Annotated in this window: 14 protein-coding genes; 5 read left to right on the top strand and 9 right to left on the bottom strand. The window is 66.4% G+C overall.

Annotated features, from left to right (window positions below):
• Nucleotides 1-3: 3 nt before the first annotated feature.
• The 8 genes from ACQR0U_RS28100 to ACQR0U_RS28065 all read right to left on the bottom strand — a co-directional run bounded on the left by ACQR0U_RS28100 (nucleotide 4) and on the right by ACQR0U_RS28065 (nucleotide 8265).
• The gene (locus tag ACQR0U_RS28100; RefSeq protein WP_434844036.1) at nucleotides 4-1983 is read right to left on the bottom strand and encodes a heme lyase CcmF/NrfE family subunit; all 1980 of its coding nucleotides are present in this window, start codon (nucleotides 1981-1983) and stop codon (nucleotides 4-6) included.
• Nucleotides 1980-2498 (bottom strand): cytochrome c maturation protein CcmE, encoded by a 519-nt coding sequence (ccmE, locus tag ACQR0U_RS28095; RefSeq protein WP_315716147.1) that lies wholly within the window; start codon nucleotides 2496-2498, stop codon nucleotides 1980-1982. The genes ACQR0U_RS28100 and ccmE overlap by 4 nt, the downstream gene beginning before the upstream one ends.
• 31 nt (nucleotides 2499-2529) lie before the next feature.
• The gene (gene ccmI / locus ACQR0U_RS28090) at nucleotides 2530-3633 is read right to left on the bottom strand and encodes a c-type cytochrome biogenesis protein CcmI (RefSeq protein ID WP_434844035.1); all 1104 of its coding nucleotides are present in this window, start codon (nucleotides 3631-3633) and stop codon (nucleotides 2530-2532) included.
• 138 nt (nucleotides 3634-3771) lie between these two features.
• A complete protein-coding gene (locus tag ACQR0U_RS28085) occupies nucleotides 3772-4041 on the bottom strand; it encodes a hypothetical protein (protein ID WP_315716145.1) in 270 nt (89 codons plus the stop codon).
• A gap of 106 nt (nucleotides 4042-4147) precedes the next feature.
• On the bottom strand, nucleotides 4148-5614 hold the full coding sequence (locus tag ACQR0U_RS28080) for a hypothetical protein (protein ID WP_316175910.1): 1467 nt from the start codon (nucleotides 5612-5614) through the stop codon (nucleotides 4148-4150).
• Between the two features lie 110 nt (nucleotides 5615-5724).
• Nucleotides 5725-7101: a sensor histidine kinase gene (locus tag ACQR0U_RS28075; RefSeq protein WP_315716143.1), complete on the bottom strand. Its 1377-nt coding sequence runs from the start codon at nucleotides 7099-7101 to the stop codon at nucleotides 5725-5727.
• Nucleotides 7102-7163: 62 nt separating this feature from the next.
• Nucleotides 7164-7838 carry a response regulator transcription factor gene (locus tag ACQR0U_RS28070; protein WP_006614547.1) on the bottom strand — a complete coding sequence of 225 codons (675 nt, stop codon included), beginning with the start codon at nucleotides 7836-7838 and terminating at the stop codon, nucleotides 7164-7166.
• A 274-nt stretch (nucleotides 7839-8112) separates the two neighbouring features.
• A complete protein-coding gene (locus ACQR0U_RS28065; protein ID WP_315756472.1) occupies nucleotides 8113-8265 on the bottom strand; it encodes a hypothetical protein in 153 nt (50 codons plus the stop codon).
• A gap of 256 nt (nucleotides 8266-8521) precedes the next feature.
• Between ACQR0U_RS28065 and ACQR0U_RS28060 the strand changes: the two genes are divergently transcribed.
• From ACQR0U_RS28060 to ACQR0U_RS28045, 4 genes are all read left to right on the top strand, one after another.
• Nucleotides 8522-9496, top strand: a complete 975-nt coding sequence (locus tag ACQR0U_RS28060; protein ID WP_315753055.1) for a Ku protein — start codon at nucleotides 8522-8524, stop codon at nucleotides 9494-9496.
• Between the two features lie 466 nt (nucleotides 9497-9962).
• Nucleotides 9963-10964, top strand: coding sequence for a LysR family transcriptional regulator (locus ACQR0U_RS28055; protein ID WP_315753057.1), 1002 nt, complete (start codon nucleotides 9963-9965; stop codon nucleotides 10962-10964).
• Between the two features lie 60 nt (nucleotides 10965-11024).
• The gene (locus ACQR0U_RS28050) at nucleotides 11025-11375 is read left to right on the top strand and encodes a hypothetical protein (protein ID WP_434872344.1); all 351 of its coding nucleotides are present in this window, start codon (nucleotides 11025-11027) and stop codon (nucleotides 11373-11375) included.
• The gene (locus tag ACQR0U_RS28045) at nucleotides 11372-12868 is read left to right on the top strand and encodes a porin (RefSeq protein ID WP_434872343.1); all 1497 of its coding nucleotides are present in this window, start codon (nucleotides 11372-11374) and stop codon (nucleotides 12866-12868) included. Before ACQR0U_RS28050 ends, ACQR0U_RS28045 begins: the two co-directional genes overlap by 4 nt.
• A gap of 182 nt (nucleotides 12869-13050) precedes the next feature.
• Here the strand turns inward: ACQR0U_RS28045 and ACQR0U_RS28040 are convergent, their stop codons facing one another.
• Nucleotides 13051-13215: a Flp family type IVb pilin gene (locus ACQR0U_RS28040; RefSeq protein ID WP_315716136.1), complete on the bottom strand. Its 165-nt coding sequence runs from the start codon at nucleotides 13213-13215 to the stop codon at nucleotides 13051-13053.
• A gap of 382 nt (nucleotides 13216-13597) precedes the next feature.
• On the opposite strand from ACQR0U_RS28040, the gene ACQR0U_RS28035 reads away from it, so the two are divergent.
• Nucleotides 13598-15130 (top strand): thymidine phosphorylase family protein, encoded by a 1533-nt coding sequence (locus tag ACQR0U_RS28035; protein WP_434872342.1) that lies wholly within the window; start codon nucleotides 13598-13600, stop codon nucleotides 15128-15130.
• The last annotated feature ends 2 nt before the right edge of the window (nucleotides 15131-15132 follow it).

Here is a 15132-nt window from a genome sequence, read left to right as displayed (position 1 = left end):
GCCCTACTCCGCCGGCTGCAGCGCGCGCGCGGCGCGCGCCGGCCGCGGCGCGCCGACGCGCAGGCGCCGGTCGGACAGCGACAGCAGGCCGCCGAACGCCATCAGCACCGGACCGAACCAGATCAAGAGCACCAGCGGCTTGTGATAGATGCGCACGGCCAGCCCGCCGTCGGCGGTGGCATCGCCGAGCGAGACGTAGAGCTGGCTGACGCCGCGCGTCATCAGCGCGGCTTCCGTCGTCGACATGCCGCGGGTGGCGAAGCTGCGCTTGCTCGGCGTCAGGACGCTGAGCTGCCTGCCGTCCTCGCTGATGACGAAGGTGCTGACGACCTCGCTGAAGTTCGGGCCCTGGCGCTGGCTCATGCCGTCGAACTTGATCTGGTAGCCGGCGAGATTGCGCACGTCGCCCGGACGCAAGGTGCTGATCAGCTCGCTGTTCCAGGTGGTCTCGCAGACGATGCCGAGCAGCGCGACGCCGAGGCCGGCATGCGCGAACGCCGTGCCCCACACCGAGCGCGGCAGGCCGCGGGTCCGGTGCAGCGCCGTCTTGAACGGCACGCGGGCCACGCCGCTGCGCTCGACCAGATCGACGACCGAGCCGGTGATGACGAACACGCCGAGACCGATGCCGAGCGGCGCCAGCGCGCTGCCGCCGCGCGCCCAGGCCCAGACGATCGCGATCGCCACCAGCGCCACGACGCCGGCCGCGAGCAGCCGTTGGGTCGCCGCGACGAGGTCGCCGCGCTTCCACGCCAGCATCGGGCCGAACGGCACCATCAGCAGCAACAGCGCGAACAAGGGGCCGAAGGTGATGTTGTAGAACGGCGCGCCGACCGAGAGCTTGAAGTCGAGCGCCTCCATGATCACCGGATAGAGCGTGCCGAACAGCACGGTGGCGCAGGACACGGTGAGCAGCAGATTGTTCAAGACCAGCGCGCCCTCGCGCGAGATCGGCGCGAACAGGCCGCCCTGCTTCAGCGCGGTGGCGCGGCCGGCGAACAGCGTCAGGCTGCCGCCGATGAACAGCACGAGGATGCCGAGGATGAACACGCCGCGCGTCGGATCGCTGGCGAAGGCGTGCACCGAGGTGATGACGCCGGAGCGCACCAGGAAGGTGCCGAGCAGGGACAGCGAGAAGGTCAGGATCGACAGCAGGATGGTCCAGACCTTGAGCGCGTTGCGCTTCTCCATGACGACAGCGGAGTGCAACAGCGCGGTGCCGGCGAGCCAGGGCATCAGCGAGGCGTTCTCGACCGGGTCCCAGAACCACCAGCCGCCCCAGCCGAGCTCGTAATAGGCCCAGTACGAGCCCATGGCGATGCCGAGCGTCAGGAAGATCCAGGCCATCAGGGTCCACGGCCGCACCCAGCGCGCCCAGGCGGCATCGATGCGGCCTTCGAGCAGGGCTGCGATTGCGAACGAGAACGAGATCGAGAAGCCGACATAGCCGAGATAGAGCATCGGCGGATGCACGGCGAGGCCGATGTCCTGCAGCACCGGATTGAGATCGCGGCCCTCGATCGGCGGGTTGGCGAGGCGCGCGAACGGATTCGATGTGGTCAGGATGAAGAGATAGAACGCGGTCGCCACCCAGGCCTGGACCGCGAGCACGCGGGCGCGCAAGGACAGCGGCAGGTTGTTGCCGAAGGCCGCGACCATGGCGCCGAACAGCGCCAGGATCGACACCCACAAGAGCATCGAGCCTTCGTGGTTGCCCCACACGCCGGTGATCTTGTAGAGCAGCGGCTTCATCGAATGCGAGTTCTCGAACACGTTGGCGACGGAGAAATCCGAGGTCACGTGCAACGTGATCAGCGCGATGAAGGAGAGACCGGCGAACAGCAATTGCGCCAGCGCGGCCGAGCGGCCGACATTCATCAGGGCGACGTCACGCTGATACGCGCCGAGCATCGGCACGGTGGACTGAATCAGCGCCAGCGCAAGCGCCAGCACCAGGGCGTAATGTCCGCTCTCTGCAATCACTGCGTCGCTCCCGCCGCGGTCTTGTCAGTGCCCTCGCGCATCGACACCGGGCCCGGTTTGGCGCCGCCTTTCGGCTTGCCGTAATCGTCCTTCCAATGGCCCTGCTTCTTCAGGGCATCGGCGACTTCCTTCGGCATGTAGGTCTCGTCGTGCTTGGCGAGCACGGTGTCGGCCTTGAACACGCCGTCGGCATCGAGCGCGCCCTCGGCGACGACGCCCTGCCCTTCGCGGAACAGATCCGGCAGGATGCCCTTGTAGGCGACCGGCAGCTTGGCGCCGCCATCGGCGACCTCGAAGCTGACGGCGAGATCGTCGCCGCGCTTCAGCGAGCCCGGCTGCACCAGGCCGCCGAGCCGGAAGCGCTTGCCCGGCCCGATATGTTTCTCTGCGACCATGGTCGGGGTCGAGAAGAACACGATGGAGTCGCGCAGCGCGTTGAGCACCAGCCCTGCGGCGACCGCGAGCACGAACAGCGCCCCGCCGATGATCGTCAAACGCCTCTGCTTGCGTGTCATCCCTTGATCCCGTTGGCGGCGGAAGCGCCGCTCATCCATCCAAGCCGAAAGTCTTCACGCCCTCGTTGAGCTGCCGCAACCGCTCGGCATCGCCGGACACCGCCTGCCGCGCATCCGACAACGCCCCCTTGGCCTTGTCGAGATCGCCCATCACGACATAGGCGCGCACCAGGCGCAACCAGCCCTCGACGTCGTCGCCATTCTGCTTCAGCCGCGCCGCCAGCCGGTCGACCATGCCGCGGATCATCGTCTCGCGGTCACCGTCGCTCATGCTCTTGGCCGCGGCCATCGCCTCGCTCGGCAGCGCCGGCACCTCGCCGCCGCCGACCCGGCCGAGCGCCGCCGTCACCAGCGGCCGCCACGGCGCATCCGCCGGCGCCTTGCCCAGCATCGCCCGCCAGATGTTGGCCGCATCGTCCTTGCGGCCGTCCTGCTCGGCGGCGAGACCGAGATAGTAGTTCGACTTCGGCTCGTCGGCCTCGAGCGCGTGAGCCCGCTCGAACTCCGCCTTGGCCTCGGCAGTGACGACGCCGCCAGCGGCGGCCGTGATCATCTCGCCGAGATCGGCGCGCTTGGCCGCGCCGTCGCCGGCATAGGTGATCATGTTGCGATAGGCCCGAATCGCGTCATCGGTGCGGCCGAGCCGCGCCAGCACCGGGGCGAGCACGGTCCAGCCGCGGCCGTCGGTCGGGTTCTTCTGCAGGTGCTGCTCGACCTGCGCCACCAGCGTTTCCAGCGGCTGCGTCCCGTTGGGCGGCGCCGCGCGTGCGGTGAGCGGGAAATCCGGCAGTTGCGGCGAGCCGAGCGGCAGGTAGACCGCGAGCGCCACGATCGGCACGCCGATCAGCGCCAGCACGGCCGCCGCGCGGCGCAGGCCGAGGCTCGGCTTCACCGCGGCCTCGCCCTCCTGGTCCGCGGCGGCCAGAAGGCGGCGGCCGATCTCGACCCGCGCGGCTTCCGCCTCGACCTTGCCGATCAGCCCGGTTTCGACGTCGCGCTCGATCTCGGCCAGCTGGTCCTTGTAGACGACGACCTCGCGACCGCCAGACGCGGCCCGCGCGCCCAGGCCGAGCGGCAGCAGGACGGCGAAGATCGCCGCGGCCGTCATCACGGCGAACACGAACCAGAGAGTCATCGGACAGAGTTCCAGTCAGCGCCCACCGGCAGGCGCGCCTCGCGCCGCTTTTAACCAGCACCGTTCCCGGCGGCAATTCACATTTGCCGCCGTGGTAGCGCAGCCGTCCGCGCCAAAAAACTCAGGAGGATTACGTAATTAGGGGACCTCGAACTCAGCGCTCTTGGCGAGATAGCTGCCGTGCCCGTTCAGGGCCATAAGGAAATAGGTGCCCGGCCGGACATGGTCGGTGAGCCTGATCCGCAGCGACCCGACCGGGACCGGAGAGGCGATGGTGGTGACGGGATCGGGAAGTGGCGCCCCGCTCGTCTTGTCGACGAGCACGACCTTGGCCTTGATCATGAGGTTGCGATAGGTCGCGCGGACGACGCGGTTCTCGACCTCGACGAAGTTGATGACGGAAATCATGGTCTTGATGAAAATGGATGGAACTTGGCGGAACCTATGCGTGGCCCCGGGGCGAGGTCAACCTGAAATTGCAAAATCAAAAACGTCGACAGACTAGCAGAAAATCTCAACCGGCGCGCGAGGATTTTCGCTCGCCGTTCATCGCGTTCTCGGCCGACCTGCTCATCAATTGGGCGTAGTCGTTGCCGAACAGGACGTGACAGAAGCGAATCGCCGCCGACACCTGCGACTGCCGATAGGCGCGCGCCCGCGCGTCGCCCGAGCGCAGCGACTGCACCAGCGCTTCGGTGGCCTTCTCGACATATTGCTGCAGATCGGAATAGGTCCGCAGCGTCACCTCGTTGATCGCGAGCTCGCTGGCATAGTTGCGGCAGACGGCGACGAACTCGATCAGTGCCGCCACCTCCTCGACCTCGCTGCCATCGACGCCGGCGCCGGCCGGAATGTCCTTGTCGGCGCGCTGGCGCAGGATGCGGCGGACGCGGCCAGGCACGCTGTCGATCTCCGATTGCAGGGCATTGGAGATGTCGGCGCGGATCGCGGTGAGCTGCTTGCCCCAGTTCGAATCCGAGCGCAGGTCGAGCTCGGTGCGCAGGCCGCGAACGCCGTCATGCAGCGTCTTCAGCGTATCGCCGAGATCGGAGAAATGACCGCGCCGGATGTCGGCGCGCAGCACCGAGGCGAGACCGGCGAGATCGTTGAGCGCGATGGTGACGGCGACGCCGAACGGGGTCGCGGCGACCCTGATCTCGTCGTCGGAGGCGGCGATCTTGGTGGCGAGACGGATGATCTGCCAGGGCGCGGCGAGCCGCTGCATCACCAGCGACAGTGCGAACGGCAGCATCGAGGGCGTCTGCAGCGACGGCACGTTGATGGCTTCGGTGACGGAGGCAATCTGCGAATCGCCGAGCACGCGGATGATGCCGGGCAGCCGGCCGTTGAGGCCGTCGAGCGCCTCGCGGTTCTGCAGCACCAGCGCGATCGGCAGCAGATCCTCGATCACGCTGGGGGCGCCGATGCGGGCCAGCGCGCGCTGGCGGTCGCCGGTCGCGTTGGGGCCGACGAGGTTCATCAGCGCCTCGGCGGCGGCGCGCTGCAGCTTGCGTGCGGTCATCTCGACCTCGCGCGAACTGTCGCCGGAGACCGACATCGCGGCCTCGAATTCGGCGTAGCGCTCCGGCGCGCCTTCGCGACCGAGCCACTGCCAGACCGGCAGCAGCGAGGCACGGCGGATCTGGCCGGGACGGAGAGGACCGGTGGAATCGGTGAGGAACGGGTCGAGCGGCCGGAACAGCCGACGCGGGCCATCGCCGCTCTGGCGGCGCTCGTCGCGGCCTTGCGGACGGGCGACCTCGATGGCGGGTTGGGGCCGCGCCGGGTCGGCTGCTGGAGCGGGAGCCGGCGGCGCGACGGGCCGCACCACCTTGCGCAGCTGCTCGAGCACCAGGGTCGCCACGGCGACGTCCTGGCCGCGCTCGATGGCGCGCTCGAATTCGCGCATCAGGAGCGACTGCGCGTTCGGCGGCAGCTGCCCGAGATATTCCCTTAACCGCTCGTGAGCTGTCTGACCCATGCGCCGGCGTGCAAATTTCCACGGCGAGAGCGCACATCGCGCACCCCTGCCCGAACCATAGCGTCCGCGGTATTAAGAACACCTTTAGGATGGCGAAATTCGCCGCCCCGTCAAACGCCGGGAAGTCTCAGCTCCGCCCGCAGTCCCCCGGTCGGGGCATCGCCCAGGGTCAGGCGGCCGCCATAGAGCGCAGCCAGATCGGTGACGATCGACAGCCCGAGCCCCGATCCCGGCTTGGATTCGTCCAGCCGCTGGCCGCGCCGCAGCACCTGGGCGCGCTCGGCCGCCGAAAGGCCGCGGCCATCGTCATCGACCACGATCCGCAGCATCGGCGAGGCCCCGGACTGGGCCGGCGGCTCCACGGTGAGCTCGACCGAGACCCGCGAAGCCGCCCATTTGCAGGCATTGTCGACCAGATTGCCGACCATCTCCTCGAGATCCTGGCGCTCGCCGCGAAACCGCGCGGCGGGATCGGCGGTCGCCTCGACCACGATGCTGCGGTCGCGGTAGATCTTTTCCATGGTGCGGCGCAGCGCCTCGATGGCCGGCGCCACCTCCGTCACGGTGGACACGATGGTGACGCGCGCGGCGATCCGCGCCCGCTCGAGGTGGTGGGCGACCTGGTCGCGCATGACGTCCGCCTGCTCCATCACCTTGGCCGCGAACGGGTCCGCCGCATGGGTCGCCGCTTCGTTCACGATGACCGAGAGCGGCGTCTTGATGGCATGGGCGAGATTGCCGACATGCGTGCGCGCCCGCTCGACGATCTCGCGATTGGCGTCGATCAGCGCATTGGTCTCGCGGGCCAGCGGCGCGATCTCCACCGGAAACTCCCCTTCCAGCCGCTCGGCGCGCCCGGACCGGATGTCGGCGATCGATTCGGAGATGCGTTTCAGCGGCGCGAGGCCATAGCGGACCTGGAAGATGGTCGTGAGCAGCAGCACGATCCCGAGCGCGGTGAAGGTGCCGCCGAGGTAGTAGTCGAAGCTGCGGGTCTCGTCGAAGATCTCCGAGGCATCGCCGGCGACGCTGACCAGGAACTTGCCGTCGGAGCCGAGATCCACCGGACGCTCGACCATGCGCAGGTCCTGGTTCTCCGGCCCTTCGACATATCCGATCCGGATCCCGGCCGCCGTCAGCTCGATCCCCTGCTCCTCCAGCTTGGGCAGCTTCTTGTCCCACAGCGAGCGCGAGGCCCGTACCTCCGGCTTCTCGGCGTCGGTACGGGTGATCTGCCAGTACCAGCCGGACAGCGGCAGCTCGAACAGCGGCTCGCCCAAGGACTGGAATTGGCGGTCCGGCGGATCGTCGGGGGTGGCGACCTCGGCGATCAGGGTGCGGAGATAGAGGTTGAGCCGGCGATCGAAGGCGCGCTCGGTCGCATTGCGATACACCGAGGACAGCACGATGCCGGTGATGGCGAGGATGACCACGAGCCACGCGGTCGCGGACAGGAACAACCGGGTGGCAAGTGAACTCTGGCGCATGACCGCAAACTAGCGAAACGGCCGGCGCCCGGCCACCTCGAATGGCTGGCTCCGGAAACGGATCAGGCGCCTGCGGCCGGCGGCGGGGTCAGCAGGTAGCCGAGGCCGCGCACGGTCTGGATGACGTCGCAGTCGAGCTTCTTCCTGATGCGGCCGACGAACACCTCGATGGTGTTCGAGTCGCGGTCGAAGTCCTGGTCGTAGAGATGCTCGACCAGCTCGCTGCGCGAGACGACGCGGCCGGAATGATGCATCAGATAGGACAGCAGGCGGTATTCGTGTGAGGTCATCTTGACGGGGTTGCCCGACACGCTGACCTTGCCAGTGCGGGTGTCGAGGGTGACCGGCCCGCAGGTCAGCTCGCTCTGGGCGTGGCCGGCCGAGCGGCGCAGCAGCGCGCGGATGCGCGCCAGAACCTCTTCCAGGTGGAAGGGCTTGGCCACGTAGTCGTCGGCACCGGCGTCGAAGCCCTGGACCTTGTCGCTCCAGCGGTCGCGCGCGGTGAGAATCAAGACCGGCATCGCCCGGCCATTGCGCCGCCACGCCTCCAGCACCGAAATGCCGTCCATCTTGGGCAGGCCGATGTCCAGCACGACAGCGTCGTAGGGCTCGCTGTCGCCCAGATAGTGCCCTTCCTCCCCATCGAACGCACGGTCCACGACGTAGCCGGCGTCGCTCAGGGCCGTGGTGAGCTGACGGTTGAGATCCGGATCGTCCTCGACAACGAGCAGACGCACGCTTGCCTCCAAAGCTGAACTGCACGATTTCCGCCCTCAAGATGAACCGGAAGGCCGTGAACCGTGCATGAACGGAACCCGAGCGACCAGGTTACTTTTTGGTCATCTCGATCGGGACCGCCGGCAGGGGCCGACAGAATTGGGGCGGATATAAGCTCTGAAAGACGGGCATGAGAAGACCCGCCGCACGGATGGCGGGGCTCGAACGCGGATCTGAGGGACGCGGACGGACGTTACCCGGCCACGCAATGGAGCGGATCGAACGGTCCTCGCGTCAGGTGCGGAAGAACACGAACCAGATCAGGCCAAGGACGAGCAGCGCCAGTCCGGTGGAGATGGCCAGGATCGCCAGGACGGACGGTCCAGGCTCGCCCTGCCGCGCTTCGGTGGGGGTCTCGACGATCTGCGTCGGTCGTCTGGCTGCCATGGTGCCCTCAGCTCACTGTGTTATTCGCATTCCGAGCGGTGAAGCGCTCTGTCACGCACTCCCGTTGGCAACGTCGGCAGCCAGATGATGTTCCGGGCGGCGCCCCCTGCGACGGGTTAACGCCGATCCGAGAATCTGCCGGCCAGCTTGTTGAATCCGCAGCCTCGGGTGTTATCCTCGCGGCTGCCGCGAGAACGACGCCCGCAGCAGTCCGGTTCGGAGCAAGCCGTTAGTTCGGAGTTAAGTGGAGTAGGTCATGGCCCCGCGCGCCAATTGGAAGGGTTTTCTGCGCCTGTCGCTCGTGACCTGTCCGGTCGCGCTCTATCCGGCGACGTCGGAGTCCGAGAAGGTCTCCTTCAACCAGATCAACCGCAAGACCGGCCACCGCATCAAATACAGCAGGGTCGATGCCGAGACCGGCGAGGAAGTCGCCAATGACGACATCGTCAAGGGCTACAAGGTCGACACCGACACCTACATCGAGGTCACCAAGGACGAGCTCGAGGACATCGCGCTGGAATCGACGCACACGATCGAGATCGACGAGTTCGTGCCGCGCACCGACATCGACAGCCGCTATCTGATCCGTCCCTATTATCTCGTCCCCGACGGCAAGGTCGGCCACGACGCCTTCGCGGTCATTCGCGAGACCATCCGCAGCATGGACAAGGTCGCGATCGGCCGGGTCGTGCTCACCAATCGCGAGCACATCATCGCGCTGGAGCCGCTCGGCAAGGGCCTGATGGGAACGCTGCTGCGCTACCCTTACGAGGTGCGCAACGAGGAAGAATATTTCGACGACATCCAGGATGTGAAGATCACCAGCGACATGCTGGATCTCGCCAAGCACATCGTCGAGAAGAAATCGGCCGACTTCCAGCCGGAGAACTTCGAGGATCACTACGAGGCCGCGCTGATCGAGCTCATCAACAAGAAGCGCAGCGGCGTGACCATCGCCGCCAAGGCTGCACCGAAGTCGAGCGGCAACGTCATCAACCTGATGGACGCCCTGAAGCGCAGCCTTGCCAGCGAGGGTGACAAGGCGCCCGCCGCTGGCGCCCCCGCGCCGAAGGCCAAGGCCAAGAAGCCGAAGAAGCGCGTCGAAGGCCAGCGCGAGATGCTGCTGCCGATCAGCGGCAAGAAGGCCAAGGACGAGCCGAAGAAGGCCGAGGAGCCGAAGAAGTCGGAGAAGCCGGCACGAACCACCGCACGCTCACGCAAGGCCAGTTGAGGCCTCGATACGGCGAACGACCTCCGAACCTTCGCGCGGCGCACGGGTCCTGTGCATAATGGTCGCTCGACCGCGACTCCCGCGAGTTCCAGCTGTTGCCGTGGGCACGCCATCGCGCGTGGTGTTGCGGGTCATCCACCAAGGACACCGCATCGATCGCCCCCCAATTGGTGGAAAAAATATCTGCCTAGGTCAGGTAAGTCGATCCTGCGATGGTGGTCCGGCGATCAGGCGCGGATTTGTGATCGTTTCGACATCACTTCGATGCTTGCGGAATGATCACGTCGCACCTAGCTCTGCGGCGCGGGATGGTGATCCGGGCGTAGGCTTCCTGATGGAAGATTGATGTGCCTGATCGGTCGGGACGACGCTGGCGAAGTCGTCTCAGCCGCACGACGCGGCGTATCAGGGGGATGTGGATGTTTCAGCACGATGCGGACCAACGCCGGGCGCAGTACGCCTAGCGATGGCACGGGTTCAGCTGTCCGAGCTCTCCGCTTTCGCAGCCGTCGCGGATTCGTTGAGCTTCACCAAGGCGGCCGCTCATCTCGGCTGCTCCTTGCCGACCATCAGCCAGACCATCAAGAGCCTCGAGGAGCGGCTGGACGTCAGGCTGTTCAACCGGACGACGCGCAGCGTGGCCCTCACCGAAGCCGGCGAGCGCCTGCTGGCGGAGATCCAGCCGATTCTCGAACGGGTCGACCAGGCCATCGAGAGCATCAACGCGTTCCGCGACAAGCCGATGGGTACCCTGCGCCTGACCGTATCCCGTGTGTTCGCCGTGAGAGGGCTCGGGCCCCTGATCAGGTCATTCCTGGCCGAATACCCGGACATCCATATCGAACTAGCTGTCGACGACACCAACAGTGACATCGTGCGCAATCGCTTTGATGCCGGCATCAGATCCGGCCACCGGGTGGAGCGCGACATGAAGGTCATCCGCGTCTTCGACGAGTGCAGCTTCGTTGCGGTTGCCGCCCCCGGCTATCTCGCGGCGCATCCCGCGCCGGCCGTGCCCGAGGATCTCCAGGCCCATAATTGCATCCGACATCGGGTCCCTGCCGACGATACGCTGCAGCCCTGGATCTTCGAAAAGGGCGGCGAGCGCACCGAGATTGCCGTGGACGGCTCCCTTATCGTCAACGACTTCGATCTGGCGCTGAATGCCGCGCTCGACGGCATCGGCGTCGCGTATCTCGTCGAGCCGATGATCGAGTCGCATCTGGCCGACGGACGGCTAATGCGGCTGCTGCCCGGCTGGCGCTACGCGACGCCCGGACTGTTCCTGTACCATCCGAGCCGCCGGCAACCGCCGATGCCGCTGCAGGTCTTTCTCGACTTCGTCAAGCGCTGGCGCAGCGGCGTCACGCTGGACGCAATGTCGCGCGCGGCGGATTACGACGCACGCGGGTTGGTAGCAGCGACGTCACATCGAACGTCGATTCACGTCGAGCCCAACCGTCGCTGAGATCGCGTTGCGAGGCTGGAGAGGTCAATCGCGCGTCGGCAGCGGCGCTGCGAACGCGACATGATGTACGCAGCTTGCGATGTGCACCGGGATTGTTCGGGATTCCCATCTAACCTATTCACGATTATCACCATTAACAAATCGACACCGCGAGGCCAAAACCGCGGCGTGACTGCGTCGATGCTGGTGCGTGCGAGCAGCGTGTTAACGACGATCGAGTGGGCTTCGAACAAAGCAGAGCGCATTCATCAAATTGAAATTAGCTCATGCACACTTCATTCAACCATTCCGCCGGCCGCGCTGATCGAGCCGTCGTCGGAATCAGAGGTGTGGGAGCGGCAATCTGGCGAAGCCAGGGGCGACACGCGGGGGGCCGTGTGCATCGCCATCAACCGGAGAAACGGGAAATGAAGACGTTGAGGGGCCTGCTACTCGGAGCGGGAGCAGTGATATTGTCCGCCGCGGCGGCGCAGGCTGCGGATCTTCCACTGAAGGCCAAAGCCGTCGAATATGTGAAGGTGTGCTCGCTGTACGGCACGGGCTTCTACTACATTCCCGGTACCGACACCTGCATCAAGCTCGGCGGCTATCTGCGCGCCGAGACCGCGCTGTGGACCAACAGCAACTATGGTGGCGCCTATTCAGGCCAGGCCGGCGCCGATAACCGCCTGAGCAACCGCTATCAGACCCGTTCGCGCCAGGATCTGAACATCGATACGCGCACCGCGACCGAATATGGCGTGGTGCGTACCTATTTCGAGACCGTGCTGAACTGGACCTCGGGCTCCTATGGCGGTGCGGGCGCCGGCGCGACGTCCTACACCGGCGACGCCATCTCGGGCGGCATCGTCGGCGTCTACTACGCCTTCATCCAGTTCGCCGGATTCACGATGGGCAAGGCCGTGTCGACCTTCGACGCGCCCTGGACCAACTATCCTGGCAACAATTTCGACGGCCTGGTCGGCGGCAGCGGCTCCAACAACGGCGTCAACCAGTTCACCTACACCGCCGATTTCGGCCAGGGCATCACCGCCGCGGTCTCGCTGGAAGACCAGACGCAGTTCTTCACCACCAACATCTGGAACACCTCGGGCATCACCGCGGCCGGCGTGCTCGGCGGCAATTATGGCTCGAGCAGCTTCGGCGGGACGGTGTCTCCCGACATCATCGGCATGGTTCGCGTCGACCAGGCGTGGGGCATCTTCCAGGCGTCGTTCGCCGCGCATGACAATCATGCCGCCTATTACGGCGCGTCCGAGACCTCGGGTCATCCCTCCGACAAGTGGGGCTGGGCCGCGCAACTGGCGCTGTCGATCAAGAACATCCCGACCGGTCCAGGCGACGTCGTCAACCTGCAGGCGGTCTACACCGACGGCGCGAGCCGCTACAACTTCCAGAGCCTCGCCAACACGACCTATTCGATGTATGGCAGCGCGGGCGTAGCCGGCGCCTATCAGAGCATCGGCTTCGCCGGCGTCGGCGACGCGGTGTTCGGCACCGGCACGGGCCTGTCGACCGTGCAGACCTGGGGCATGCGCGGCGCCTTCACCCACAATTGGGATCCGCGCTGGAATACGGCGCTGTATGGCGCCTATGCCCAGGTGCGCTATGGCCAGACGGGATCGAGCCTCATCTGTGCCGGCATCGCCGCCACCGGGATGCTGACCGCGGGCTCGACCTGCAATCCCGACTTCAATCTCGGACAGATCGGCCTCATCACCCGATGGACGCCGGTCAAGGGCCTCACCTTCTCGGCCGACGTGACCTACAGCCACCTCGACCAGAAATATTCGGGCACGGCGATTGCTCCGGCCGTCACGAGCACGGCAAAGCCGGCCGCGATCTACCAGCTCAAGGACCAGGACACGGTGAGCATGCTGCTGCGCGCCCAGCGCAACTTTTGAAGCTGGGCTGTTGAACCTCTGACTGCTCGACGAGCTTCCGGCGATGCCCCCGCCGGAAGCTTCGTTCGTGGAGACAGGCGGCGCGTCGCGAGGGATGGGGCGAAATGCGGCAGGCGTCGTGCGGATCACGACGCCTGTGACTTGTCTGACGGCGATGATCGCGCGGCGGCGTGACCGGCCGGCTACTTGATCGAGGTGTTGATCGCGGTGAACTTGCTGCTCAGTCCCGAGCCCAGGCCATTGACGGCCGCCAGGATCACGATGCTCAATCCGCCGGCAATGATGGCGTATTCGATCGAGGTCGCGCCAGCCTGATTCTTCAGGAAGCTCGCAATCAACTGCCGCATCTACCTCTCCGGTCGGGCTCGATCATCTGACGCGCCGGAAGGGCGCGCCGAGGCCGGGATGGACGCCCCGCCGGAAACCCTCCGTCATCGGCTTGAACAATCGGTTAACCCGATGAGGGACCTGCGCGGCCCAGATTCGGAGCCGGTATTCCATCGCAGGCCCGCCCTCGCCCGACCTCCGAGATCCGAACCGGAGTGCAAGCAACTGAACTTGCTTCGCTTTATTCTCAGTCCGCTGCCCCCGGCCGGTTGGCGGCAAAGCCGAGCCGCTGAATCCTCGTCCGACACATTCAGAAAAAATTCGGCTTATCCGCCAGATGCCACGTCATGATCTGGGTCAACGGCGATGGCGTGGACCGCCTTAAAGGTTATCCTGGTCGCTATGAGCACAACAGATTCCGCCCGTCCCCAGCTCAAGATCCGCAGCGTCGCGCTCGACACCGGCCGCGAGAACGTGGTCGTGATCTCCCGCCGCTCGAAGGCGTTGCGGCCCGAGGTGTTCCGCGGCTTCAGCCGCGTCGAGCTGCGCTGCAACTCGCGGACGCTGCTGGCGACCCTTCTGATCACGGACGACGACGCACTGGTCGGCCCCGACGAGATCGGCCTGTCGGAGCCGGCGATGCGGCGCTTCGCCGAGCCGGCCGGCACGCGGGCGACGGTGTCGCCAGCGACCCCGCCCGAGAGCATGGAAGCGGTGCGCGCCAAGATCCGGGGCGAGACCTTGAGCGACCAGGCGATCGCTGCCGTGATCGAGGACCTCACCCACTACCGCTACTCCGACATGGAGATCGCGGCTTTCCTGATCGGCTCAGCCAGCTTCATGAGCTCCGGCGAGCTGCTGGCGCTGACGCGCGCGATGGCCAATGCCGGCACGCAATTGAAATGGCCCGAGCCGGTGGTGGTCGACAAGCACTGCATCGGCGGCATACCCGGCAACCGCACCTCGATGGTGGTGGTGCCGATCGTCGCCGCCCACGGACTGACCATTCCAAAAACCTCCTCGCGCGCGATCACCTCGCCAGCCGGCACCGCCGATACGATGGAGGTGCTGGCGCGGGTGAATGTCGGCGCCGACGAGATGAAGTCGATCGTCGCGGCCTGCAATGGCTGCGTGATCTGGGGCGGCCACGTCAATCTGTCGCCGGCCGACGACGTCCTGATCTCGGTCGAGCGCCCGCTCAGCCTCGACACCCGCGAACAGATGGTCGCCTCGATCCTGTCGAAGAAGCTCGCAGCCGGCTCGACGCATCTGCTGCTCGACCTGCCGGTCGGGCCGACCGCCAAGCTCACCAGCGGCGCGGAGGCGATGCGGCTGCGCAAGCTGTTCGAATTCGTCGGCGACCGTTTCGGGCTCAAGGTCGAGGTGATCACGACCGACGGCCGCCAGCCGATCGGCAACGGCATCGGTCCGGTGCTGGAGGCGCGCGACGTGATGGCGGTGCTGGGCAACGAGCCGTCGGCGCCTGCTGACCTGCGCGAGAAGTCGCTGCGGCTCGCCGCGCATCTGCTCGAATATGATCCGAAGCTGCGCGGCGGCGCCGGCTACAACAGGGCGCGCGAGCTGCTCGACAGCGGCGCGGCGCTCAAGCAGATGCTGAAGATCATCGATGCGCAGGGCCCGCCGGAATGCCGCAGCGAGCTCGGCGATCTCGCCTTCGACGTCAAGGCGGAGCGCGACGGTGTCGTGTCCGCGATCGATTGCCTGCGGCTCAATCGCCTGGCGCGTACCGCCGGCGCGCCGGTGAACAAGGGCTCCGGGATCATGCTGTTCAAGAAGATCGGCGATCGTGTCGACCAGGGTGAACCACTCTATCGCGTGTTCACCTGCGATCCGTCGGAGCATGATCTGGCCGCAGCCGCAGCTGCCGCCAACCACGGCTATGGCTTCGCCGACGGCGCGAATAGTCGTTCGTGATG

The organism is Bradyrhizobium sp. HKCCYLRH3097 (genome assembly GCF_051167875.1).
GTDB lineage: Bacteria > Pseudomonadota > Alphaproteobacteria > Rhizobiales > Xanthobacteraceae > Bradyrhizobium.
Note: the sequence above shows the minus strand (reverse complement) of the source record. Positions and strands in the feature narration are given on the sequence as shown.